19 protein-coding genes and 1 tRNA gene are annotated in these 20,176 nt (G+C 69.2%); 8 read left to right on the plus strand and 12 right to left on the minus strand.

The genetic code is table 11. The annotated features are described in order from the left end of the window. Positions 1–107: 107 nt before the first annotated feature. The 5 genes from C7H73_RS04420 to C7H73_RS04440 form a co-directional block, all read right to left on the minus strand. Positions 108–1,538: a sigma 54-interacting transcriptional regulator gene (locus C7H73_RS04420; protein WP_106845533.1), complete on the minus strand. Its 1,431-nt coding sequence runs from the start codon at positions 1,536–1,538 to the stop codon at positions 108–110. Between the two features lie 12 nt (positions 1,539–1,550). Next, on the minus strand, positions 1,551–2,018 hold the full coding sequence (locus tag C7H73_RS04425; protein WP_227001417.1) for a hypothetical protein: 468 nt from the start codon (positions 2,016–2,018) through the stop codon (positions 1,551–1,553). Positions 2,019–2,145: 127 nt separating this feature from the next. Then, on the minus strand, positions 2,146–3,600 hold the full coding sequence (locus C7H73_RS04430; RefSeq protein WP_170104797.1) for an ATP-binding protein: 1,455 nt from the start codon (positions 3,598–3,600) through the stop codon (positions 2,146–2,148). A 23-nt stretch (positions 3,601–3,623) separates the two neighbouring features. Beyond that, a complete protein-coding gene (gene miaB / locus C7H73_RS04435; protein ID WP_106845534.1) occupies positions 3,624–4,976 on the minus strand; it encodes a tRNA (N6-isopentenyl adenosine(37)-C2)-methylthiotransferase MiaB in 1,353 nt (450 codons plus the stop codon). A 16-nt stretch (positions 4,977–4,992) separates the two neighbouring features. Continuing rightward, a complete protein-coding gene (locus tag C7H73_RS04440; RefSeq protein ID WP_227001418.1) occupies positions 4,993–5,343 on the minus strand; it encodes a hypothetical protein in 351 nt (116 codons plus the stop codon). 300 nt (positions 5,344–5,643) lie between these two features. Between C7H73_RS04440 and C7H73_RS15840 the strand changes: the two genes are divergently transcribed. Then, the gene (locus C7H73_RS15840) at positions 5,644–7,233 is read left to right on the plus strand and encodes a methyl-accepting chemotaxis protein (protein WP_106845536.1); all 1,590 of its coding nucleotides are present in this window, start codon (positions 5,644–5,646) and stop codon (positions 7,231–7,233) included. A 79-nt stretch (positions 7,234–7,312) separates the two neighbouring features. Here the strand turns inward: C7H73_RS15840 and C7H73_RS04450 are convergent. From C7H73_RS04450 to C7H73_RS04470, 5 genes are all read right to left on the minus strand, one after another. Next, positions 7,313–7,389 (minus strand) — tRNA-Met (locus tag C7H73_RS04450). A gap of 40 nt (positions 7,390–7,429) precedes the next feature. Continuing rightward, positions 7,430–8,209 carry an enoyl-CoA hydratase gene (locus tag C7H73_RS04455; RefSeq protein WP_106845537.1) on the minus strand — a complete coding sequence of 260 codons (780 nt, stop codon included), beginning with the start codon at positions 8,207–8,209 and terminating at the stop codon, positions 7,430–7,432. Positions 8,210–8,300: 91 nt separating this feature from the next. Then, positions 8,301–10,070, minus strand: a complete 1,770-nt coding sequence (locus C7H73_RS04460; protein WP_193483939.1) for a M61 family metallopeptidase — start codon at positions 10,068–10,070, stop codon at positions 8,301–8,303. Between the two features lie 120 nt (positions 10,071–10,190). Further along, entirely contained in the window at positions 10,191–10,913 is a 723-nt protein-coding gene (locus tag C7H73_RS04465) for a DsbC family protein (RefSeq protein WP_106847537.1), read from the minus strand. 79 nt (positions 10,914–10,992) lie between these two features. Continuing rightward, on the minus strand, positions 10,993–12,123 hold the full coding sequence (locus tag C7H73_RS04470; protein WP_106845538.1) for an FAD-dependent monooxygenase: 1,131 nt from the start codon (positions 12,121–12,123) through the stop codon (positions 10,993–10,995). A gap of 113 nt (positions 12,124–12,236) precedes the next feature. On the opposite strand from C7H73_RS04470, the gene ychF reads away from it, so the two are divergent. After that, positions 12,237–13,331 (plus strand): redox-regulated ATPase YchF, encoded by a 1,095-nt coding sequence (gene ychF, locus C7H73_RS04475; RefSeq protein WP_106845539.1) that lies wholly within the window; start codon positions 12,237–12,239, stop codon positions 13,329–13,331. A 25-nt stretch (positions 13,332–13,356) separates the two neighbouring features. Here the strand turns inward: ychF and C7H73_RS04480 are convergent, their stop codons facing one another. Continuing rightward, entirely contained in the window at positions 13,357–14,160 is an 804-nt protein-coding gene (locus C7H73_RS04480; RefSeq protein ID WP_106845540.1) for an EAL domain-containing protein, read from the minus strand. 268 nt (positions 14,161–14,428) lie between these two features. Between C7H73_RS04480 and rarD the strand changes: the two genes are divergently transcribed. Continuing rightward, positions 14,429–15,304, plus strand: a complete 876-nt coding sequence (gene rarD, locus C7H73_RS04485; RefSeq protein ID WP_106845541.1) for an EamA family transporter RarD — start codon at positions 14,429–14,431, stop codon at positions 15,302–15,304. Between the two features lie 63 nt (positions 15,305–15,367). On the opposite strand, the gene C7H73_RS04490 is transcribed toward rarD, so the two are convergent. Beyond that, positions 15,368–15,910: a YqaA family protein gene (locus tag C7H73_RS04490; RefSeq protein WP_106847538.1), complete on the minus strand. Its 543-nt coding sequence runs from the start codon at positions 15,908–15,910 to the stop codon at positions 15,368–15,370. A gap of 120 nt (positions 15,911–16,030) precedes the next feature. On the opposite strand from C7H73_RS04490, the gene C7H73_RS04495 reads away from it, so the two are divergent. The 5 genes from C7H73_RS04495 to C7H73_RS04515 all read left to right on the plus strand — a co-directional run bounded on the left by C7H73_RS04495 (position 16,031) and on the right by C7H73_RS04515 (position 20,173). Beyond that, positions 16,031–16,585 carry a M15 family metallopeptidase domain-containing protein gene (locus tag C7H73_RS04495; RefSeq protein WP_106845542.1) on the plus strand — a complete coding sequence of 185 codons (555 nt, stop codon included), beginning with the start codon at positions 16,031–16,033 and terminating at the stop codon, positions 16,583–16,585. Between the two features lie 164 nt (positions 16,586–16,749). After that, complete coding sequence (dusB, locus tag C7H73_RS04500) at positions 16,750–17,745, plus strand: tRNA dihydrouridine synthase DusB (protein WP_264371575.1); 996 nt, start codon at positions 16,750–16,752, stop codon at positions 17,743–17,745. Beyond that, the gene (locus C7H73_RS04505) at positions 17,742–17,996 is read left to right on the plus strand and encodes a helix-turn-helix domain-containing protein (RefSeq protein ID WP_106845543.1); all 255 of its coding nucleotides are present in this window, start codon (positions 17,742–17,744) and stop codon (positions 17,994–17,996) included. Before dusB ends, C7H73_RS04505 begins: the two co-directional genes overlap by 4 nt. 87 nt (positions 17,997–18,083) lie before the next feature. After that, a complete protein-coding gene (gene purH / locus C7H73_RS04510; RefSeq protein WP_106845544.1) occupies positions 18,084–19,688 on the plus strand; it encodes a bifunctional phosphoribosylaminoimidazolecarboxamide formyltransferase/IMP cyclohydrolase in 1,605 nt (534 codons plus the stop codon). 23 nt (positions 19,689–19,711) lie between these two features. After that, the gene (locus C7H73_RS04515; RefSeq protein ID WP_106845545.1) at positions 19,712–20,173 is read left to right on the plus strand and encodes a c-type cytochrome; all 462 of its coding nucleotides are present in this window, start codon (positions 19,712–19,714) and stop codon (positions 20,171–20,173) included. Positions 20,174–20,176: the final 3 nt, after the last annotated feature.

The raw sequence follows: 20,176 nt of genomic DNA on the forward strand, positions 1-20,176 counted from the left end.
AACTGGATGCACGACGCTGGTAAAACCGGCCCTGTGGTGCCTGAACGTCGTCAGGAGGCGACGCGAAAATGTAGGACTACCTCGAAAACCTTTTGAAAATCAACAGGTTATTCGTGTCGCTCAGGGGCGACAGGCGGGCTCGTGCCGTCTTCTGCCTTGAAGTGTCCCGGCGTCAGGGCGTGCTTTTGCAGCAGCCGGTAGAACTCGGTGCGGTTGCGCTGGGCCAGCCGGGCGGCGTCTGCGGCGTTGCCATCGGTCATCTTCAGCAAGCCCACAAGGTACTCGCGCTCGAAGCGCTGGCGGGCCTCCGCCAGGCTGAGCACCTGGACGGCGGGAATGCGCAGGGCGCGCTGCACCAGGCTCAAGGGGATCAACGGCGTGGTGGAAAGCGCGCAGACCTGCTCAACTACGTTGTAGAGCTGGCGCACGTTGCCGGGCCAGGGCGCAGCGCCCAGCGCCTTGAGCGCCTCGGGCGAAAAGCCGGACAGGCGCTTGCCGTACTTGCGCGCCAATGTGCTCAGGAGATGGTTGGCCAGCAGTGCAATGTCCTCGCGGCGCTCGGCCAGCGAAGGCAGGCTGAGCGTAACCACGTTCAGCCGGTAGTACAGGTCTTCGCGGAACTGGCCTGCCGCCATGGCCGCCTCCAGGTCGCGGTGGGTGGCCGAGAGAATGCGCACGTCCACGGCGATCGACTGGCTGGAGCCCACGGGCCGCACGGCGCGCTCTTGCAGCACGCGCAGCAGCTTGACCTGCAGGGCCGGCGGCATGTCGCCGATTTCGTCGAGCAGGAGCGTGCCGCCTTCGGCCGCCTGGAACAGGCCCTTGTGGTTGCTCACGGCGTCGGTGAAGGCGCCCTTGACGTGGCCGAACAGTTCGGATTCGAGCAGCGCCTCGGGAATGGCGCTGCAGTTGACCGCCACGAAGGGCTGGCCCGAGCGCGGGCTGGCGCGGTGGATGGCGCGGGCCAGCAGCTCCTTGCCCGTGCCGCTCTCTCCCAGCAGCATCACGCTGGCGTCCGACTGCGCCACCATCCGGGCGTCGGCCAGCAGGTCTGCCATGCGGCTGGAACGGCTGACGATCTCGGCGCGCCAGCCCTCGTCGGCCTGCGGCGCCGGCGCACTGGCCGGGGCGGCCAGGGCCAGCGCCTGGCTGATCTTGTCCATCAGCTCGCGCGCGTCGTAGGGCTTGGTGAGATAGGTGAACACGCCCCGCGCCGTGGCCTCCACCGCGTCGGGGATGGTTCCGTGCGCCGTGAGCAGGATGACGGGCATGGCCGGGTGGCGGGCGCGGATGTCATCGAACAGCGCCAGCCCGTCGCGGCCAGGCAGACGCACGTCGCTGATGACCAGCTGAGGCCGCTCTGCCTCGAACTGGGCCAGTGCGGCTTCGGCCGAGGTGGCCGTGGTGACCGCGTAGCCGGCCGCGTTCAGGCGCAGAGACAACAGGCGCAGCATGTCTGCGTCGTCGTCCACCACGAGAATGCGCTGGCGGGCGTCCGTCAGTTTGCTGGCAGGCAGGGAGGGGCGGGCTGCTGGCATGGGGGCGGGCCTTTAGCGCGCAGCGTCCGTGGCACGGGCCGGGCGGGTGTTCAAGCTGCGCTCCAGCTTGCGCATGGCCTCCAGGCGTTCGCCCAGCTGCTCGTTGCGTTGCTGGGCCTCGCGCAGCTGGCGGGCCTGGCGGTCCAGCTGTTCTTCCAGGCGCCGCTGCTGCAGCAGCCGCCCTTCCAGCAGCCGCGCAAGGGGATGCACGGCGGCCAGGGCGTCATCGTCCAGCACGCGCTGCACCTGCCCGAGGGCGCGCGCCGTGTCTGCCGGCTGACGGGTGTGCATCAGCGCCAGCGCCAGGTGCAGCGGGCCCGCTGCAGGGCCGCCCGGCTCCCTGTCCAGCCTGGAGATCTCGGAGGTCAGTGCGGCCGCGTCGGCGCCGCGCACATGGTCGGCGTATTGCAGTGCCTGCTGCAGCTCGCGGTCGGAGGCGCTCGGGGAGGGGGCGGCAGGCTCCTCGGCGGGTTCTTTCAAAGGGACCTGTGGCTGCGGCGGCGGGCTGCAGCTTGCCGCCGGTGCGGGCTGTGCTGGCGCGGACGGGCTGGCGGGGACAGCGCAGCCCGCCAGGAGCAGCAGGGCGATGGCAGGCAGCAGCAGGCATTTAGGAATCATCGGACAATTCGATACGGAAGGCAGTGTGCGGGCCCGTGTCCAGCAGCGTGGCGTTGCCGCCATGGGCGATGGCGTATTCGCGCACGATGGACAGGCCTACGCCCGTGCCGCGCGCCATGTCCTGCGGCTGGCGCTGGCCACGGTAGAAGGGTTCGAAGACATGGGGGCGGTCATTGTCATGGACGCCCGGACCTTCGTCGTGTAGGTCAATCCGCACACGCCCATGGACTCGCGACAGCACGATGTGGATGGTGCCGCCCCGCGGCGAGAAACGGATGGCGTTGGAGAGCAGGTTGGCGACGGCCGAGCCCATCTTCTCCGCATCCACCGTCAACCGCAGCGGGCCGCCTTGCACCTGCACCTGCAGGCCCTTGGCCTGCCACTGCAGGCGCTGGGCCTGTACCTGCTCCTGGATGAGGGCCGCCAGCTCGCTGGGGGTGCGCCGCAGCTGGCGCGCCTCGAAGGCAGCAGCGTTGAAGCGCAGCAGCGCCTCGATCTCGCCCTGCAGCGCCAGGGTGTTTTGGCGCAGGATTTCCACCACCTCGCGCTGGCTCTCGCCCAGCTCGCCGGTGACGCCCTCCTGCAGCAGTGCCACCCCCTCGCGCAGCGAAGCCAGGGGGGTCTTGAGCTCATGCGAGACGTGGCGCAAAAAGCGTGCCTTGTCTGCTTCCAGCTCCAGCAGCCGCACGCGCAGCCACTCCAGCTGCTGGCCCAGGCGACGCACGTCCACCGGGCCGGCGACCTCCACGCTGCGCGACAGCTCGTTTTCGCCCAGTCGCCGTATGGCGCGCTCCAGCCGCTTGAAGGGGCGCGCCAGCCACACGCCCAGGGCCAGCGCCAGCACTGCCGCCAGTGCGATGGTGCCCACCACGCGGCGCGTGACGGCGCGGCGGCTGGCCTCGACCTGCTCCATCAGTTCGCTGCTGCGGCGGGTGTTGAGTTCCTGCACCGCCTGGGCTATGGCGGTGTTCAGCGCATCGATATCCAGAAACAGTGCGGCCACCGCGCGCTCGCTGTCCAGCGACTGCGCCGCCGGGCCTTGCAGCAGCACCGCGACCTGGGCCAGCTGATCGCTCCACTGCTCGGCCAGCTGTGGCGGCAGGCCGCGCTGGCGCAGCGACTGCAGCGTGCTCTGCGCGTCCTGCCGGGTCTCTTCAAAGCGCCGGCGCAACTGCGCGTCGCCCAGGATGAGCGACTGGCGCGCCGCCCGCTCCAGCGCCTGGCTGCGACTGCCCAGGTTCTGCGCGGCGGCAGCCAGGGTGATGGCCTCCGTCGCCCCGGTGCGGCTTTGCGCCATCAGTTGCTCCAGCGTGGCCAGGGCCTGCAGGGAGCTGGCGCCCAGCAGGGCGCCGATGGAGAGAAAGGCCAGCAGCAACAGCTGCTGGAACGACAGGCCACCCCGGGCCGGGTGGCGCTTGCGAGCGGCGCTTTGCGCTGCGGGCACGGCCTGCCTGCCACCGGTTGCGGTCAGTGCGCCGGCTCCGGTTGCGGCTCGTGCAGCTGCACCTGGCCCCGCAGCGTGTAGGTGCGCGCTTCGGTGATGCGCACATCGATCATCTGCCCGATCAGCCGGGCATTGCCCGCGAAGTTGACCACCCGGTTGCATTCCGTGCGGCCCATCAGCTCGCTGCCGTCGCGCTTGGACACGCCCTCGACGAGGATCCGCTGCACCGTGCCCACGCGCTCCTGGCTGATCGCGAGGATGTTGCGGTTGATGACGGCCTGCAGCTGCTGCAGGCGGCGCAGCTTGACGTCGTGCGGCGTGTCGTCGTGCAGGTTGGCGGCCGGCGTGCCGGGGCGCGGGCTGAAGATGAAGCTGAAGGAGTTGTCGAAGCGCACGTCGTCGATCAGCTTCATCATCTTCTGGAAGTCTTCCTCGGTTTCGCCGGGAAAGCCCACGATGAAGTCGCTGCTCATGGCCATATCGGGCCGGATGGCGCGCAGCTTGCGGATGGTGCTCTTGTATTCCATGGCCGTGTAGCCGCGCTTCATGGCCATCAGGATGCGGTCGCTGCCGTGCTGCACTGGCAGGTGCAGGTGGCTGACCAGCTTCGGGATGCGTGCATAGGCCTCAATGAGCCGGGGCGTGAACTCGTTGGGGTGGCTGGTGGTGAAGCGGATGCGCTCGATGCCGGGAATCTCGGCCACGTATTCCAGCAGCAGCGCGAAGTCGGCTGTGTCTTGCGTGTCGCCCATGGCGCCCAGGTAGGCGTTCACGTTCTGGCCCAGCAGCGTGACCTCCTTCACGCCCTGGTCGGCCAGGCCCGCCACCTCGACCAGCACATCCTCGAACGGACGGCTGACCTCCTCGCCGCGCGTGTAGGGCACCACGCAGTAGCTGCAGTACTTGGAGCAGCCCTCCATGATGGAGACGAAGGCGCTGGCGCCCTCGACGCGCGCGGGCGGCAGATGGTCGAACTTCTCGATCTCGGGGAAGCTGATGTCCACCTGCGGCCGGCGCTGCGCCTCGCGGGCGTTCAACAGCTCGGGCAGGCGGTGCAGCGTCTGCGGGCCGAAGACCACGTCCACGAAGGGCGCCCGGCGGATGATCTCCTCGCCCTCCTGGCTGGCCACGCAGCCGCCCACGCCGATGAGCACGCCGCGTTCCTTCAGATGCTTGACGCGGCCCAGGTCGGAAAAGACCTTTTCCTGCGCTTTCTCGCGCACCGAGCAGGTGTTGAAGAGAATCAGGTCGGCTTCTTCCGGATCCTGCGTGGGTTCATAGCCTTGGGCGGCTTTCATCACGTCGGCCATCTTGTCCGAGTCGTACTCGTTCATCTGGCAGCCGAAGGTTTTGATGAAGACTTTCTTGATCGTCATGGTGCAGCTCCCGCCTTCAAAGGGCCGGGGTGGGCAAGGGGGCGGCCGTGGCGCCGCGCTTGCGCGCGCTGCTCTTGGCCTCTGCGGGCGTGAGCAGCCACGCGGTGAGCAGCCGGCCGGTGCTGGCCTCCATGACGTAGTTCACCGTGAGCGGTTCGCCGGCCAGCGTGTGCGCGAAGACCAGGGCGTTTTGCTGGTTGAAGATGCGCAGGCCCGGTGCCAGGCGCACGGGCTTGCCGTTGAGCTCGCCCTGGGTCCGGCTGAGGATCTTCAGCGTGCCGCGCTCGGCCGTCGCGGGGAAGGTGCGCTGGCCGGCGGAGGCGATAGGGGCCGCGGGTTGTGCCTGTACACCGACGCAGGGCAGCATCAGCAGTGCAGCGACGCACAGCGCTGTGCCGCAAGAAGAAAAGCGAGAGGAAGAACAGCGTTGCATGGTGTGTATCCAGAGGCTGTGAGTAAAACGCGGCGGAACATGCGATTGTGCCCAATCCGCCTGCAGCAGCCATCAATAACGGGAAGATTGGGCAATAGGGACAATCCAAAATCTATCGCCATTTGTTGCGAATTGATACAGAATTCATGCTTTGACATTCGGTGGGACTGTTTTCAAAAGCCCGGCACAAGGTGCCGCGCAGCCGCCGGGTAATTGTTTCCAACAGAGGATGGAATGGATTTTTCTCGCATGAAGCTGGGCACGCGACTGGGTTTGGGCTTTGTCATAGTCATCGTCGCCGGACTGCTGGTAGCGTTTTTTGGTGCCATGCAGCTCCACGCTGCACGTCAGAACACCGCTGTGCTGGTTGATGACCGGCTGATCAAGATCGAGCAGCTCAACCAGGTGCAGGGCAATCTGAACGTCATAGCGCGTGCCTCGCGCAACATCGCCTTGCTGGATGACGATCAGGCAAGAGAGGCAGAGAAGACGCGCATCGACGAAGCCCGCGCAAAGAACGACGCACTGTTCAAGCGGCTCGAGGAGTCCATTCAGGCCGCAGACGCAAGAGAGCTACTGAAGAAGCTCGACGAGTTGCGCGCCCCTTATCTATCCTCGATGGAAAAAGCTGTGAACCTGGGTCTGGCGGGGCAGGGAACGATGGCGTCCGATGTGTTGCTACGTGAAAACCGGCCGCTGCAAGCGCAGTATTTCAGCGTGCTCGACCAACTGATCGGCCTGCTGAAAAGCCAGATGCAGACGACCGCCAAGGCCATGCGCGAGCAGGCCGACCTGGCGATCTGGCTCATGGCGGGCATCGCTGGTTTCGCTGCTGTTGCCGGCGGCGTCATCGCCTGGCTGCTCACGCGCTCGATTACCCGCCAGCTGGGCGGCGAGCCCGACTACGCCGCAGATGTGGCGCGCGCAATCGCGCAGGGCAATCTCGCCGTGGAGGTGCAGCTGCGCGCCGGCGACGAGCGCAGCCTGCTGGCTGCCATGCGCTCCATGCGTGACAGTCTGGCGCAGGTCGTGGGCCGCGTGCGCCAGGGCTCGGAGTCGGTGGCCGCGGCCAGCACGCAGATCGCGCATGGCAACCAGGACCTGTCCGGCCGCACCGAGAGCCAGGCCAGCGCGCTGGAGGAAACCGCCGCGTCGATGGAGGAGCTGTCGTCCACCGTGCGCCAGAACGCCGACAACGCGCGTCAGGCCAACCAGCTGGCCCTGAGCGCCAGCACCGTGGCCGTGCAGGGTGGCGAGGTGGTCGGCCAGGTGGTGGACACCATGCGCGGCATCAACGAATCCAGCCGCAAGATCGCCGACATCATCGGCGTCATCGACTCCATCGCCTTTCAGACCAACATCCTGGCATTGAACGCGGCTGTGGAAGCAGCGCGTGCCGGCGAGCAGGGCCGGGGCTTTGCCGTGGTGGCCAGCGAGGTGCGCAGCCTGGCGCAGCGCAGCGCCGAGGCAGCCAAGGAGATCAAGGGCCTGATCACCGACAGCGTGGACCGGGTGGAGCAGGGCAGCGCGCTGGTGGACCGTGCCGGCGCGACCATGCAGGAGGTGGTGGGCAGCATCCGCCGCGTGACGGACATCGTCGGCGAGATCAGCGCTGCCAGCAGCGAGCAAAGCGCAGGCGTGTCCCAGGTGGGCGAGGCTGTCATGCAGATGGACCAGGCCACGCAGCAAAACGCCGCGCTGGTCGAGGAGATGGCCGCAGCCGCCGCCAGCCTGAACCAGCAGGCGCAAACGCTGGTGCAGGCCGTCAGCGTGTTCCACTTGGCGGGCGGCGCGTCCGCCCCGGCCCTGGCCTACGCGGGCTGAACGCCGGGAATGCGCCTCAGGGCGCCACCGCAACGAAAAAAGGCCCGAACGATCGTTCGGGCCTTTTTTTGCGTGTTCCTGGTGGTGGTACCGGGACTTGAACCTGGGACATCAGCATTATGAATGCTGCGCTCTAACCAACTGAGCTATACCACCGAAGCCGCAAATTATAGAACAGAAATTTGCGGCCGGGCAATCACTGGTGCGTGAAGTTGGCGGCGCGCTTGTTCACGAAGGCGTCCATGCCTTCCTTCTGATCCTGGGTGGCGAACAGGGCGTGGAACAGGCGGCGCTCGTACATCAGGCCGTCGCTCAGGGTGCCCTCGAAGGCGCGGTTCACCGTCTCCTTGGCGGCCATCACGGCGACCTGCGAGAAGCCGCAGATGAGAACAGCCGCGCCCAGGGCTTCTTCCATCAGCTTATCCAGCGGCACCACGCGGCTGACCAGGCCGGCGCGTTCGGCCTCGGCGGCGTCCATCATGCGGGCCGTCAGGGCCATGTCCATGGCCTTGGACTTGCCCACGGCGCGCGGCAGGCGCTGCGTGCCGCCGGCGCCGGGGATCACGCCCAGCTTGATCTCGGGCTGCCCGAACTTGGCGTTGTCGGCGGCAATGATGAAGTCGCACATCATGGCCAGCTCGCAGCCGCCGCCCAGCGCGTAGCCGCTCACGGCGGCGATCACCGGCTTCCTGATCTGGCGGATCTGCTCCCAGTTGCGGGTGATGTAGTCGCCCTTGTAGGCGTCGGCGAAGCTGTACTTGGCCATGGCGCCGATGTCCGCGCCGGCGGCAAAGGCCTTCTCGCTGCCCGTCAGCACGATGCAGCCGATCTTCTCGTCCGCGTCAAAGGCCTTCAGGGCCTGGCCCAGTTCGTCCATCAGCTGGTCGTTCAGGGCGTTGAGCTGCTTGGGTCGGGCGAGCGTGATGACGCCGACCTTGTCCGCCTCGGTGCGGACCTCGATGCATTCGTAGGCCACGGGGTATCTCCGTTATGTAGTGGTTGACTGAAAGAGAAAGAAAGAAAAAAGGGGAGGCGAACGACTATAGCGGCCCTCTCTCTGACCAGGCTCAAGCCGGCCCCAGCCAGCGCCCGGCGGCCTGGGCATCGGCCACGTCCAGGCGCACGGTGCCCGCGGCGGCATCGGCCGGCGGCAGGGCCAGGGGCAGGCGCAGCAGGCGCCGGTCGCGCGCCAGCAGCGCGGTGAGCTGGTTGTGCGTGCCGGCGTACAGCAGCAGGTCGTCCAGTTGCTGCAATCGCCAGGCCTCGCCCGGCAGCTCCACGCCCAGCCATTCGTCGCCGGCCATGAAGCCCGCGGCCTCGGCGGCGCCGCCGCGCAGCACGGTCTTGACCTGCACACCACCCGCTCCCTCGCTGGCGCGCAGGCCCAGGCGCTGGGCCAGGGGCGCTGCCTGGTGGGTGAGGGCGACGCCGTGGGCGGCCAGCAGCTCGGCCAGCGGCAGCTCGCCCGTGCCGTGCACCCAGGCGGCGATCTGCGGCGACCAGTCGCGGCCCGTGAGCTGCTGCAGCACGGCCAGCAGGTCGGCCTCGTCCATGGGGCCGCCGTGGGTGCGCTGCCACAGGGCGCGCATGGCGTCGTCCAGCGTGGCGCGGCCATCCCGGCGCAGCGCCAGGTCCAGGCACAGGCCGACCAGGGCGCCCTTGGTGTAGTAGCTGACGGTGGCGTTGGGGGTGTTCTCGTCCTGGCGGTAGTACTTGACCCAGGCGTCGTAGCTGGCCTGGGCCACGCTTTGCACGTGGCGTCCGGGCGTCTGCAGCACCTGGTTGATGGTCTTGGCCAGCACGCGCAGGTAGCTGGCGTGGTCGATCAGGGCGGCGCGGCGCAGCAGCAGGTCGTCGTAGTAGCTGGTGAAGCCCTCGAAGAACCACAGCAGCTGCGTGTAGTTTTCCTGGCCGTAGTCATAGCGGGCGAACTGCGCCGGGCGCAGGCGCTTGACGTTCCAGGTGTGGAAGTACTCGTGGCTGAACAGGCCCAGCAGCGTCTGGTAGCCCTCGCTGGCGCGCTCCTCGCCCAGGCGCGGCAGGTCGCGCCGGCCGCAGATGAGGGCGGTGGAGTTGCGGTGCTCCAGCCCGCCGTAGCCGTCGGCCACGACGTTGAGCAGGAAGACGTAGCTGCCGAACGGCGGGCGGCCCTCGCCGTGCCACAGGCGGATGGTCTCCTGGCAGATGCGGCGCACGTCGCGCACCAGGCGGTCGCTGTCGAAGCTGGCGGCGGCGCCGGCCACCACCAGGCGGTGCGGCACGCCGCAGGCGGTGAAGCGGATGCTCCAGAACGGGCCCATCTCGACCGGGCAGTCCACCAGCTCGTCGTAGTCGCGCGCGCGGTAGGTGCCGAAGCCCGAGCGCGCCACCTTGTGCGGCGCCAGGCCCGTGGCCAGCGACCAGCCAGCCAGGGCCTGCGGGCGCTCGATCTCGATGTCGTGGGCCTCGTCCTCCTGCCCGTGCACGCGCAGGCAGACGCTGGTGCCGTTGAAAAAGCCCCGCGAGGCGTCCAGCCAGGCGGTGCGCACGGAGGTGTCGTAGGCGGCGACTTCGTAGGTCAGCACCAGCGGGTGGCCGGCGTCGCAGTCGGCGCGCCAGCTGCACTTGTCCAGCTGCATCAGCGCCACGGGCCGGCCGTCCTGGCTGGCGCTGAGCGACTGCAGGTTCTTGGCGAACTCGCGCACCAGGTAGCTGCCCGGGATCCACACCGGCAGCGACAGCTGCTGGCGCGCCGCCGGCGCGTGCACGGTGAGCGTCACGCGGTACAGGTGCTGGTGCACCAGGGAGGGGTCGATGCGGTAGTGGACGGCAGCCGTGGCGGGGCGCAGGGTGGTCATTGAGCTATCAAAAGATGAGCTGCCAGCGCTTGTTTGTCGGGCATTTGCGATAGTTTTCTATCGCAAAGCCGCGCCAAGCAAGCGCTGGCAGCTCCTGAATCAGGAGTGGCCGCGTGGCGGTCACTTGGCCGTCGTGGCCACCTCGGCCAAGCGCTTTTCCAGGTCGCTCGCGCCGATGGCGCCGGGCACGCGCGAGCCGTCGGTGAAGATCACCGTGGGCGTGCCGGTGATCTTGTGCTTGCGGCCAAAGGCCAGGTTGCGCTGCAGCGCGGCGGTGTCGCAGCTGTTGGCGGCGGGCACCTTGTCGCGCAGCATCCAGTCGTCCCAGGCGGCGGCGGGGTCCTTGGCGCACCAGATGTTGCGCGACTTCTCGGCCGAATCGGGGCTGAGGATGGGGTACAGGAACAGATAGACCGTCACGTTGTCCACGTTCTGCAGGTCCTTCTCGAAGCGCTTGCAGTAGCCGCAGTTGGGGTCTTCGAAGACGGCCAGCTTGCGCTCGCCCTTGCCGCGCACGACGGTCACCGCGTCCTGCAGCGGCAGCGACTTGAAGTCCACCGCCGTCAGCTTGTTGATGCGGTCCTCGGTCAGGTTGCGCCGCGCGCGGGTGTCGATCAGCTCGCCCTGGATCAGGTAGTTGCCGCTGGCGTCGGTGTAGAACAGGTCGGTGCCAATGCGCACCTCGTACAGCCCCTTCATGGGCGTTGGCCGCACCTCGTCGATCTGCGACAGCTGCGGGATGCGCTCGCCCAGCGCCTTGCGGATGGCCGCGTCCTGCGCGCTGGCCTGCGCGCCGGTGAGAAGGAGGGCCGCCGCGGCAAGCAGGGCGTGAAGGGGTTTCATGGTGGTCGTCATCGTGTGTGAGTGGATGGCCGCAGGCGTGGCGGCCGGCGCGCAGGTCAAGAAAAGGAGGAGGGAATCGTCAGGCGCCGGAGCCCATGGCCTGGCGCGCCACCCAGGCCTTCAGCGGGCCGCTGCGCTCGAAGCCGTTCATGCCCCAGTTGCGCAGCGTCGCCAGGCCCGCCTCGCGGCGCGAAAACAGCTGCTGCAGGCCGTCCATGACCAGGCTGGCCGGCAGCAGCGCCGCTTTGCGCTCGCGCTCGTAGCGGCGCAGCAGGCGCAGGTCATGCAGTGGGCGCCAGCTCTCGCGCCCGTGCAGCACGCGCGCCAGCACTTGCGCATCGGCCAGGCCCAGGTTCAGCCCCTGGCCGGCCAGCGGGTGCACGTTGTGCGCCGCGTCGCCGGCCAGTGCCCAGGCCTGCTGCGGCTGGCCGGCCAGGTGGCCGCACCAGCGGCGCGCGCGCGCCTGCTGCAGCGACCAGCTGGCGCGCGGCCCGCTCACGCGCAGCGCGCCCAGGGCGCCGTGGCTGGCCTGGGCCAGCTGCCGGGTGAAGGTGTCGTCATCGAGGGCAAGGGCCTGCGCCGCCTGGTCATGGGAGACAGACCAGACCACGGCCACCAAGTTCCCCTGCGGCCCATCCAGGGGCAGGAAGGCCAGGATGCTGCCGTCCGCGCCGAACCACTGGCGCGCCACCTGACCGTGGGGCCGCTCGCACTGCAGCCGCGTGGCCACGGCGGTCTGGCCGTAGGGGGTGGTGTCGAAATCCACGCCGAACTGCTCGCGCGTGCGGCTGGCGCGGCCCTCGCAGACCACCGTCAGCGGCGCGGCCACGGGCGCCGGCACCACCTCGACCTGGGGCTGAAAGCGTACCGCCTCGACCAGCCGCGCCTCCAGCGCCGGCACGTCCACGATCCAGGCCAGCGCCTCGCGGCCCTCATCCGCGGCGTCGAAATGCACGGCGCCGTCCTGGTCGGCTGCCACCTGCATGCGCAGCACGGGCGTGGCGTGTTCGGCCTCGGGCCAGGCGCGCAGCGACTGCAGCAGCGCCTGCGAGGCGCCGCTGAGGGCATAGGCGCGCACGTCGGGCGCGGCGGCGGCGGGCGCGGGCGGCACCACCAGCGCCACGCGCAGCCGCTCGCGCGCCAAGAGAAGGGCCAGCGTGCGGCCCACCACGCCCGCGCCGCGAATGCATATGTCGAATGTCTGCGCCATGCGGCGGATTGTAGGAGCCGCCCTGGAGCAGCCCGCGGGTGCCCAAAGAAGGGCTTTGGGGCCGGCATCCTAGAATCGCCGGTTTCCCCAGACACCCAGAAAGCCTGAGCGCCATGAGCCTGAAATGCGGCATCGTGGGCCTGCCCAACGTCGGCAAGTCCACCCTGTTCAACGCCCTCACCAAGGCCGGCATCGCCGCCGAGAACTACCCGTTTTGCACCATCGAGCCCAACACCGGCGTGGTCGAGGTGCCCGACCTGCGCCTGGACCAGCTGGCCCAGATCGTCAGCCCTGAGCGCACCGTGCCGGCCATCGTCGAGTTCGTGGACATCGCCGGTCTCGTGGCCGGTGCCAGCAAGGGCGAGGGCCTGGGCAACCAGTTCCTGGCGCACATCCGCGAGACGGACGCCATCGTCAACGTGGTGCGCTGCTTCGAGGACGAGAACGTGATCCACGTGGCTGGCCGCGTGGACCCGATCGCCGACATCGAGGTCATCCAGACCGAGCTGTGTCTGGCTGACCTGGCCACCGTTGACAAGGCCCTGCAGCGCTACAGCAAGGCCGCCAAGAGCGGCAACGACAAGGAAGCCGCCAAGCTGGTCGCCCTGCTCACGCCCATCCAGGCCGCCCTGGACCAGGGCAGGCCGGCGCGCACCGTGCCGCACGCCAAGGAAGACGCGCCGCTGCTCAAGCCCTTTTGCCTGATCACTGCCAAGCCGGCGATGTTCGTCGGCAACGTGGCCGAGGACGGCTTCGAGAACAACCCGCTGCTGGACAAGCTGAAAGACTACGCTCAGGCCCAGGGCGCGCCCGTGGTGGCCATCTGCGCCAAGATCGAAGCCGAGATGGCCGAGATGGACGACGATGACCGCGCCATGTTCCTGCAGGAGATGGGCCTGGCTGAGCCCGGCCTGAACCGGCTGATCCGCGCCGGCTACGACCTGCTGGGCCTGCAGACCTACTTCACCGCCGGCGTGAAGGAAGTGCGCGCCTGGACGATCCGCAAGGGCGACACCGCCCCGCAGGCCGCCGGCGTGATCCACGGCGACTTCGAGCGCGGCTTCATCCGCGCGCAGACCATCGCTTTTGACGACTTCCTGCAGTTCAAGGGCGAGCAGGGCGCCAAGGACGCCGGCAAGATGCGCGCCGAGGGCAAGGAATACGTCGTCAAGGATGGCGACGTGATGAACTTCCTGTTCAACGTCTGACCCGCGCCAGACGCCCCGCCGTCCGTCAGGCGGCGGGCGGCGCGCCCCTCCAGGCCACGTCCTGCGCGCCGGGCAGCGCGCGAAAGGCCGGGCGCGCGAACAGGTAGCCCTGCATCAGCGTCACGCCCTCATGTAGGAAGAAGTCGCACTCGCCGGCCGTCTCGATGCCCTCGGCGATAACCTGGATGTCTAGCTCCTGGCAGATGCGCAGCAGCCCGCGGGCGATGGCCTGGCGGGCGCGGCTGGTGTCCACGGCGCGCACCAGCGCCATGTCCAGCTTGACGATGTCGGGCTGGAAATCCGCCAGCAGCGCCAGGCCGGCATAGCCGGCGCCGAAGTCGTCGATCGCCGTCAGGAAGCCAAAGCGCTGGTACTCGCGCAGGATGGTTGCCAGCCACGGGCCGTCCTCGACGCGTTCGCCCTCGGTGACCTCAAAGACGATGCGCTCCAGCGCCAGGCCGTGCTGCCGTGCGGCCTGCAGCGTGGTGCGGATGCACACTTCGGGCCGATAGACGGCATTGGGCAGGAAGTTGATCGACAGCCTGGCCGCGAGCCCCAAACCGGAGGCGGTGGCGATGGCCTTGACGCGGCAGGCCTGGTCGAAGCTGTAGCGGTTGTCGTGGGTGACCTGGCCCAGTACCCAGCCGGCGCCCTGGCCTGCGCTGCCGCGCACCAGCGCCTCCTGCGCCCAGACCTGGCGCGTGGCCAGGTCCACGATGGGCTGGTAGGCGAAATCGAAGTCGAAGGGCAGCGGGGCGGCGTTCATGCAGCCGACGCAGCCTGTGGCCGGCGGCAGCGCCGCGTCCTGGGGCAGCGGGGTGGTGGTCATGGGTGCGGGCGGGCAGGGCGGGGCGTTGGTGGGCATGCGAAGGCACGCACGGAGCAGGCATGGTGGCACAGGTGGGCGCGGCGTGCCGGCCTGCCGGGGCTGCGCCTTGCCAGGCCCAGGGCGCGTGCGCGGAGCACAATCGCCGCCGGATCGGGGCATGGCTTCCGGTTCGCACCCCTCCCGTGCCGCACCCCTGCCAGCGCCGCAGCCCTGCGTCGCGGCGGGCGGCGAGCCGGTCCGCTTTGCCACTCTCACACCACCGCCCTGCATGCACCCCGGCATCCTCTACGCCACCCTGGCCTATACCGCCTGGGGCCTGTTCCCCCTGTACTTTCGCCAGCTGGCCGGCGTCTCGGCGCTGGAGGTGATCGCCCACCGCACGCTGTGGTCGCTGGTCTTCGTGGCCGTAGTGCTGGTGGCGCGGCGGCAGCTGGCGTGGATGGGCGCGGCGCTGCGCCAGCCGCGGCTGGTGGGCATCTTTGCGCTGTCGGCGCTGCTGCTGGCGGCCAACTGGCTGGTCTATGTCTGGGCCATCAACGCCGGGCATGTGCTGGACGCCAGCCTGGGCTACTTCATCTTGCCGCTGCTGAACGTGGCGCTGGGCTACGCGTTGCTACACGAGCGTCCGCGCCGCGGCCAGTGGCTGGCCGTGGGCATCGCGGCGCTGGGCGTGCTGTGGCTGACGGTGCAGGCCGGGCAGCTGCCCTGGATCGGCCTGTTCATTGCGCTGACCTTTGGCGGCTACGGCCTGCTGCGCAAGACGGCGCCGCTGGGCGCGCTGGAAGGCCTGGCGCTGGAGACGGCGCTGCTGGCGCCCCTGGCCGTGGGCCTGCTGGTCTGGTGGGGCTGGCAGGGCCGGGCCGCCTGGCCGCAAGCAGGCGTGGTGGGCACGCTGTGGCTGCTGTCCACCGGGCCGATCACGGCGGTGCCGCTGCTGCTGTTTGCCGCCGGGGCGCGGCGCATTCCGCTGACCACCCTGGGGCTGCTGCAGTACATCGCGCCCAGCCTGCAGTTCATCTCCGGCGTCTGGCTGCTGGGCGAATCGGTGCAGCCGGCGCGGCTGGTGGGTTTCGCGCTGATCTGGCTGGCACTGGTGCTGTTCACGCTGGAAGGCCTGTGGCAGCGCCGCGCGGCGCGGGCCTGAATTTGGAGTAAAAAGTGGCGCCAGCGCCCGCCAGTCAAGCGCCGGCAGCTACCAAATCAATAGTCAGCCATGCAGCCATCGGACCCAGTCCGCAGGCACGGCGTGCAGCAGCGCCGCCGTCATGACCAGGTAGCGAAAGAACTTGCCCACCGCCATGTAAGCCAGGCAGGGCCAGAACGGCAGGCGCAGCCAGCCGGCCACGGCGCACAGCGGATCGCCCACCACCGGCAGCCAGCTCAGCAGGCAGGCGCGTGCGCCCCAGCGGCGCAGCCACACCCGCACCAGGCGCTCGTTGCGCGAGAGCTGGCGCGGCTTTTTCATGCCTGCGCCGGGCGGGGCAGTGGGCGCCGCTGCCGCGTGCAGGCGCGCCGCATGCCAGGCCTTGTGCGCGCCCAGGCCCATCCACCAGCTGACGGCGCCGCCCAGCGTGTTGCCTGCCGTAGCCACCAAGATGGCGGGCCAGAACATCTCCGGGTTGAGCTTGATGAGGCCAAAGACCGCCGGCTCCGAGCCCAGCGGCAGCAGCGTCGCGGAGACGAAGGCCACCAAAAAAACGGTGACCAGGCCGAATTGCGGCAGCGCGAGCGCGCCGAGCAGCTGTTGCATCCAGACTTCCATGGGGCGCCAAGTGTAGGTAGGACAAGGGAGGATCAGGCCTTTGCATTCTTGCGGCAGGCAGCGGCCCTCCGCTATGGTGCGTGCTCCAAAACACGTAGGAGGGTGGCGATGAATAACAGGCAGGACGGGCAGGGCGCAGCGCCCCGGTGGACTCTGGTGCTGGCCCTGGCGGGCGCGCTGGCCGGCGGCTGCGCGCAGTGGGGCACCTCTACGGGGAGCGGCCTGGTGCCGCTGGCCAGCGTGGCGCCCGGCGTGCAGCAGGCCCTGCAGGGCGATGGCAGCTGCCAGCTGCCCCGCGCAGCTGCCCGCTCGCTGGCCGATGTGCAGCGCGAACTGCAGCCGCTGGGCCTGCAGCTGCGGGTGCACGCCTGCTATCCGGCAGAGCCCGCAGCCAGCCAGGGGCAGGGCGCGGTGGACTTGGCGCTGGTGGTGCTGGACGGGGTGCGCGCCCGCGAGGCCCTGGCCGGCCCCCTGGCCGATGGCCAGGACCTGGACCTGGGCACGCCCGTGGGCCTGGTGGACCCGCTGTCGGCCACGGGCAGCGGCGAGCTGGCGCCCGACGTGCAGCGCAACCGCCAGTGGCTGCTGCAGCTGATGCAGCGCCACGGCTGGCGCAACCAGCCGCAGCAGTGGTGGCACTACACGCTGCAGGCCGCGCGCTGAGGGGCGGCGCCGGTCGTGGCAAAAACGGCTGGCGCCGGTTTCAACTGCTGAAAATTTGGGCAGGTACAATCGCCTCCCCCCGCGTCCCCGCTGCCCCTCCCGTGCCCACGTCCGCCCTGCGCATCGGCGCCCATGCCCTGCCCAACCGCCTGTTCGTCGCCCCCATGGCGGGTGTGACGGACCGGCCCTTTCGCCAGCTGTGCAAGCAGCTGGGCGCGGGCTACGCGGTCAGCGAGATGGTGACCTCGCGGCGCGACCTGTGGGACAGCCTGAAGACGTCGCGCCGCGCCAACCATGAGGGCGAAAGCGGCCCGATCGCCGTGCAGATCGCCGGCACCGACGCGGACATGATGGCCGAGGCCGCCCTCTACAACATCGACCGCGGCGCGCAGATCATCGACATCAACATGGGCTGCCCGGCCAAGAAGGTCTGCAACAAGTGGGCCGGCTCGGCGCTGATGCAAAACGAGCCGCTGGCCGTGCAGATCGCCGCTGCCGTGGTGGCCGCCTGCGCCCCGCGCGGGGTGCCGGTCACGCTCAAGATGCGCACCGGCTGGTGCGATGAGCACAAGAACGCCGTGCAGCTGGCGCGCCAGTTCGAGGACGCGGGCATCCAGATGCTCACCGTGCACGGGCGCACGCGCGAGCAGGGCTACCGCGGCTGCGCCGAGTACGAGACCATTGCCGCCGTGAAGGCCGCCGTGCGCGTGCCCGTGGTGGCCAACGGCGACATCGACAGCCCCGAAAAGGCGCGCGCCGTGCTGGCCGCCACCGGCGCCGACGCCCTCATGGTCGGCCGCGCGGCGCAGGGCCGGCCGTGGATCTTCCGCGAGATCGGCCACTACCTTGCAACCGGCCAGCACCTGGCGCCGCCGCTGGTGGCCGAGGTGCGCCGCCTGCTGCTGGCGCACCTGCAGGACCACTACCAGCTCTACGGCGAGGGCACCGGCGTGCGCAGCGCCCGCAAGCACATCGCCTGGTACGTGCGCCAGCTGCCCGGCGGCGAGCAGCTGCGCCAGCACATCAACGCCACCCTGGATGCCGCCGCGCAGTGGCAGGCCGTGGCCGATTACTTTGACGCCCTGGGCGCGCGCATGGACCGGCTGCCGGCCGCCGCGGCCGCGGCCGCGGCCAGCAACGAGCAACAGATACCAGCATGAGCAGCACCCCCAACCAAGGCGGCGGCAGCGGCCTGCAGCAGTGCGTGCGCGACAGCCTGCACAGCTACTTTCATGATCTGGGCGGCGAAGCGCCCGACGGCGTGTACGACATGGTCGTGCGCCTGGTGGAAAAGCCCCTGCTGGAGGTGGTCATGAGCCAGGCGGACAACAACCAGTCGCGCGCCGCCCAGTGGCTGGGCCTGAACCGCAACACGCTGCGCAAGAAGCTGGTGGAGCACCAGCTGCTCTAAGCGGCTACTCAATTTTGATAGCTGCCAGCGCTTGACCAGCAAGGGCTGGAGCCCGATTCCATTCATAAAACTGCCGAGGGGCCACCCATGAAGACTGCACTCATCTCCGTCTCCGACAAGAGCGGAATCGTCGAATTCGCGCGTTCGCTGCACGCCCTGGGCGTGCGCCTGCTGTCCACCGGCGGCACGGCCCAGCTGCTGGCCAGGGAAGGCTTGCCGGTCACGGAAGTGGCCGAGGTCACGCAGTTCCCCGAGATGCTGGACGGGCGCGTCAAGACGCTGCACCCGATGGTGCATGGCGCCCTGCTGGCCCGGCGCGACGTGCCGGCGCACATGGCAGCGCTGCAGGAGCACGGCATCGGCACCATCGACCTGCTGGTCGTGAACCTCTACCCCTTCGAGGCCACGGTGGCCAAGGCCGGCTGCACGCTGGCAGATGCCATCGAGAACATCGACATCGGCGGCCCCGCCATGGTGCGCAGCGCCGCCAAGAACTGGAAGGATGTCGGCGTGGTCACGTCGGCCGAGCAGTACGAGGCGGTCTTGGCCGAGCTGCAAAGCGCGGGCCAGCTGTCCGACAAGCTGCGCTTTGCCCTGTCGGTGGCGGCGTTCAACCGCATCGCGCAGTACGACGGCGCCATCAGCGACTACCTGTCGTCGGTGGATTTTGAAGAGGGCAAGCTGGCCGAAGACTACACGCCCGCGCGCCGCCTGTTCCCGGGCCAGAGCAACGGCATCTTCACCAAGATCCAGGACCTGCGCTACGGCGAGAACAGCCACCAGCAGGCGGCCCTGTACCGCGACCTGCACCCGGCGCCCGGCTCCATCGTCACGGGCGTGCAGCTGCAGGGCAAGGAGCTGTCGTACAACAACATCGCCGACGCCGACGCAGCCTGGGAATGCGTCAAGAGCTTTCGCCTGCCCGCCTGCGTCATCGTCAAGCACGCCAACCCCTGCGGCGTGGCCGTGGGCACCAGCGCGCTGGAGGCGTATTCCAAGGCCTTCCAGACCGACCCCACCAGCGCCTTCGGCGGCATCATCGCCTTCAATCGCCCGGTGGACGGCCCCGCAGCCCAGCAGGTCAGCAAGCAGTTCGTCGAGGTGCTGATGGCGCCCGACTTCACGCCCGAGGCGCTGGAGATTTTCAAGGCCAAGGCCAACGTGCGCCTGATGAAGATCGCCGTGCCGGCCCCTGGTGGCGACACTGCATGGAAGCAGGGCCGCAACCTGATGGACGCCAAGCGCGTGGGCTCCGGCCTGCTGCTGCAGACGGCGGACAACCACGAGCTGCAGCTGCCCGACCTGAAGGTGGTCACCACCCAGCAGCCGACGCAGGAGGAGATGCAGGACCTGATGTTCGCCTGGAAGGTGGCCAAGTACGTCAAGAGCAACGCCATCGTGTTCTGCAAGGGCGGCATGACCCTGGGCGTGGGCGCGGGGCAGATGAGCCGGCTGGATTCGGCCCGCATCGCCAGCATCAAGGCCCAGGCCGCCGGCCTGTCGCTGGCCGGCACGGTGGTGGCCAGCGACGCCTTCTTCCCTTTTCGCGACGGGCTGGACGTGGTGGTGGACGCGGGTGCGACCTGCGTGGCCCAGCCGGGCGGCTCCATGCGCGACCAGGAAGTGATTGACGCCGCCAACGAGCGTGGCGTGGCCATGGTCTTCACCGGGGTGCGCCACTTCCGTCATTGAGTTGGCGCCAAGCGCATCGCGACATGAACCGGCCCCTTGCAGACGACGAAGACGAGGGCGCGCCCCGGCCGCGCTGGCTGGGCTGGGCCATCGTGGTCTTCATGGTGCTGGTGGTGCTGGGCGTGCTCAACGTGGGCTGGCGCATCCTGCAACCGGGTCCGGCCGTACAGGCGCTGGGCGCGGCGCAGCAGGCCGATCTCGGGCTGGCCGCGGGCCGGGCTCTCGTCGAGGGCTCGGACTGCATGCGCTGCCACGGGCTGGTGCGGCGCTACGTTGGCCCTTCGTTTGGCCAGATCGCGGCGCGCCATGCCGGCCGTGTCGATGCGCCCGAGTACCTGGCCCGTAAGATCCGCGAGGGCGGCGGGGGCGAATGGGGCCGCGCACTGATGCCGCGCCACCCGCAGATCACTCAGGCGCAGGCGCTGCAGATGGCGCAGTGGCTGCTGGCCGTGCCGCCGGCTGCCGCCACGGATGGGGCGCCGTGACCA

The sequence above is a fragment of the Pulveribacter suum genome, assembly GCF_003013695.1.
In the GTDB taxonomy this organism is placed as follows: domain Bacteria; phylum Pseudomonadota; class Gammaproteobacteria; order Burkholderiales; family Burkholderiaceae_C; genus Melaminivora; species Melaminivora suum.

Coding starts and splice junctions, on each gene's coding strand:
- C7H73_RS04465 (WP_106847537.1), bottom strand. CDS start 10,913: ATGAAACCCCTTCACGCCCTGCTTGCCGCGGCGGCCCTCCTTCTCACC.
- C7H73_RS04490 (WP_106847538.1), bottom strand. CDS start 15,910: ATGCAACAGCTGCTCGGCGCGCTCGCGCTGCCGCAATTCGGCCTGGTC.
- C7H73_RS04505 (WP_106845543.1), top strand. CDS start 17,742: ATGAGCAGCACCCCCAACCAAGGCGGCGGCAGCGGCCTGCAGCAGTGC.
- dusB (WP_264371575.1), top strand. CDS start 16,750: ATGGCGGGTGTGACGGACCGGCCCTTTCGCCAGCTGTGCAAGCAGCTG.
- rarD (WP_106845541.1), top strand. CDS start 14,429: ATGCACCCCGGCATCCTCTACGCCACCCTGGCCTATACCGCCTGGGGC.
- C7H73_RS04460 (WP_193483939.1), bottom strand. CDS start 10,070: ATGACCACCCTGCGCCCCGCCACGGCTGCCGTCCACTACCGCATCGAC.
- C7H73_RS04495 (WP_106845542.1), top strand. CDS start 16,031: ATGAATAACAGGCAGGACGGGCAGGGCGCAGCGCCCCGGTGGACTCTG.
- purH (WP_106845544.1), top strand. CDS start 18,084: ATGAAGACTGCACTCATCTCCGTCTCCGACAAGAGCGGAATCGTCGAA.
- ychF (WP_106845539.1), top strand. CDS start 12,237: ATGAGCCTGAAATGCGGCATCGTGGGCCTGCCCAACGTCGGCAAGTCC.
- C7H73_RS15840 (WP_106845536.1), top strand. CDS start 5,644: ATGGATTTTTCTCGCATGAAGCTGGGCACGCGACTGGGTTTGGGCTTT.
- C7H73_RS04420 (WP_106845533.1), bottom strand. CDS start 1,538: ATGCCAGCAGCCCGCCCCTCCCTGCCTGCCAGCAAACTGACGGACGCC.
- C7H73_RS04480 (WP_106845540.1), bottom strand. CDS start 14,160: ATGACCACCACCCCGCTGCCCCAGGACGCGGCGCTGCCGCCGGCCACA.
- C7H73_RS04515 (WP_106845545.1), top strand. CDS start 19,712: ATGAACCGGCCCCTTGCAGACGACGAAGACGAGGGCGCGCCCCGGCCG.
- C7H73_RS04470 (WP_106845538.1), bottom strand. CDS start 12,123: ATGGCGCAGACATTCGACATATGCATTCGCGGCGCGGGCGTGGTGGGC.
- miaB (WP_106845534.1), bottom strand. CDS start 4,976: ATGACGATCAAGAAAGTCTTCATCAAAACCTTCGGCTGCCAGATGAAC.
- C7H73_RS04440 (WP_227001418.1), bottom strand. CDS start 5,343: ATGCTGCCCTGCGTCGGTGTACAGGCACAACCCGCGGCCCCTATCGCC.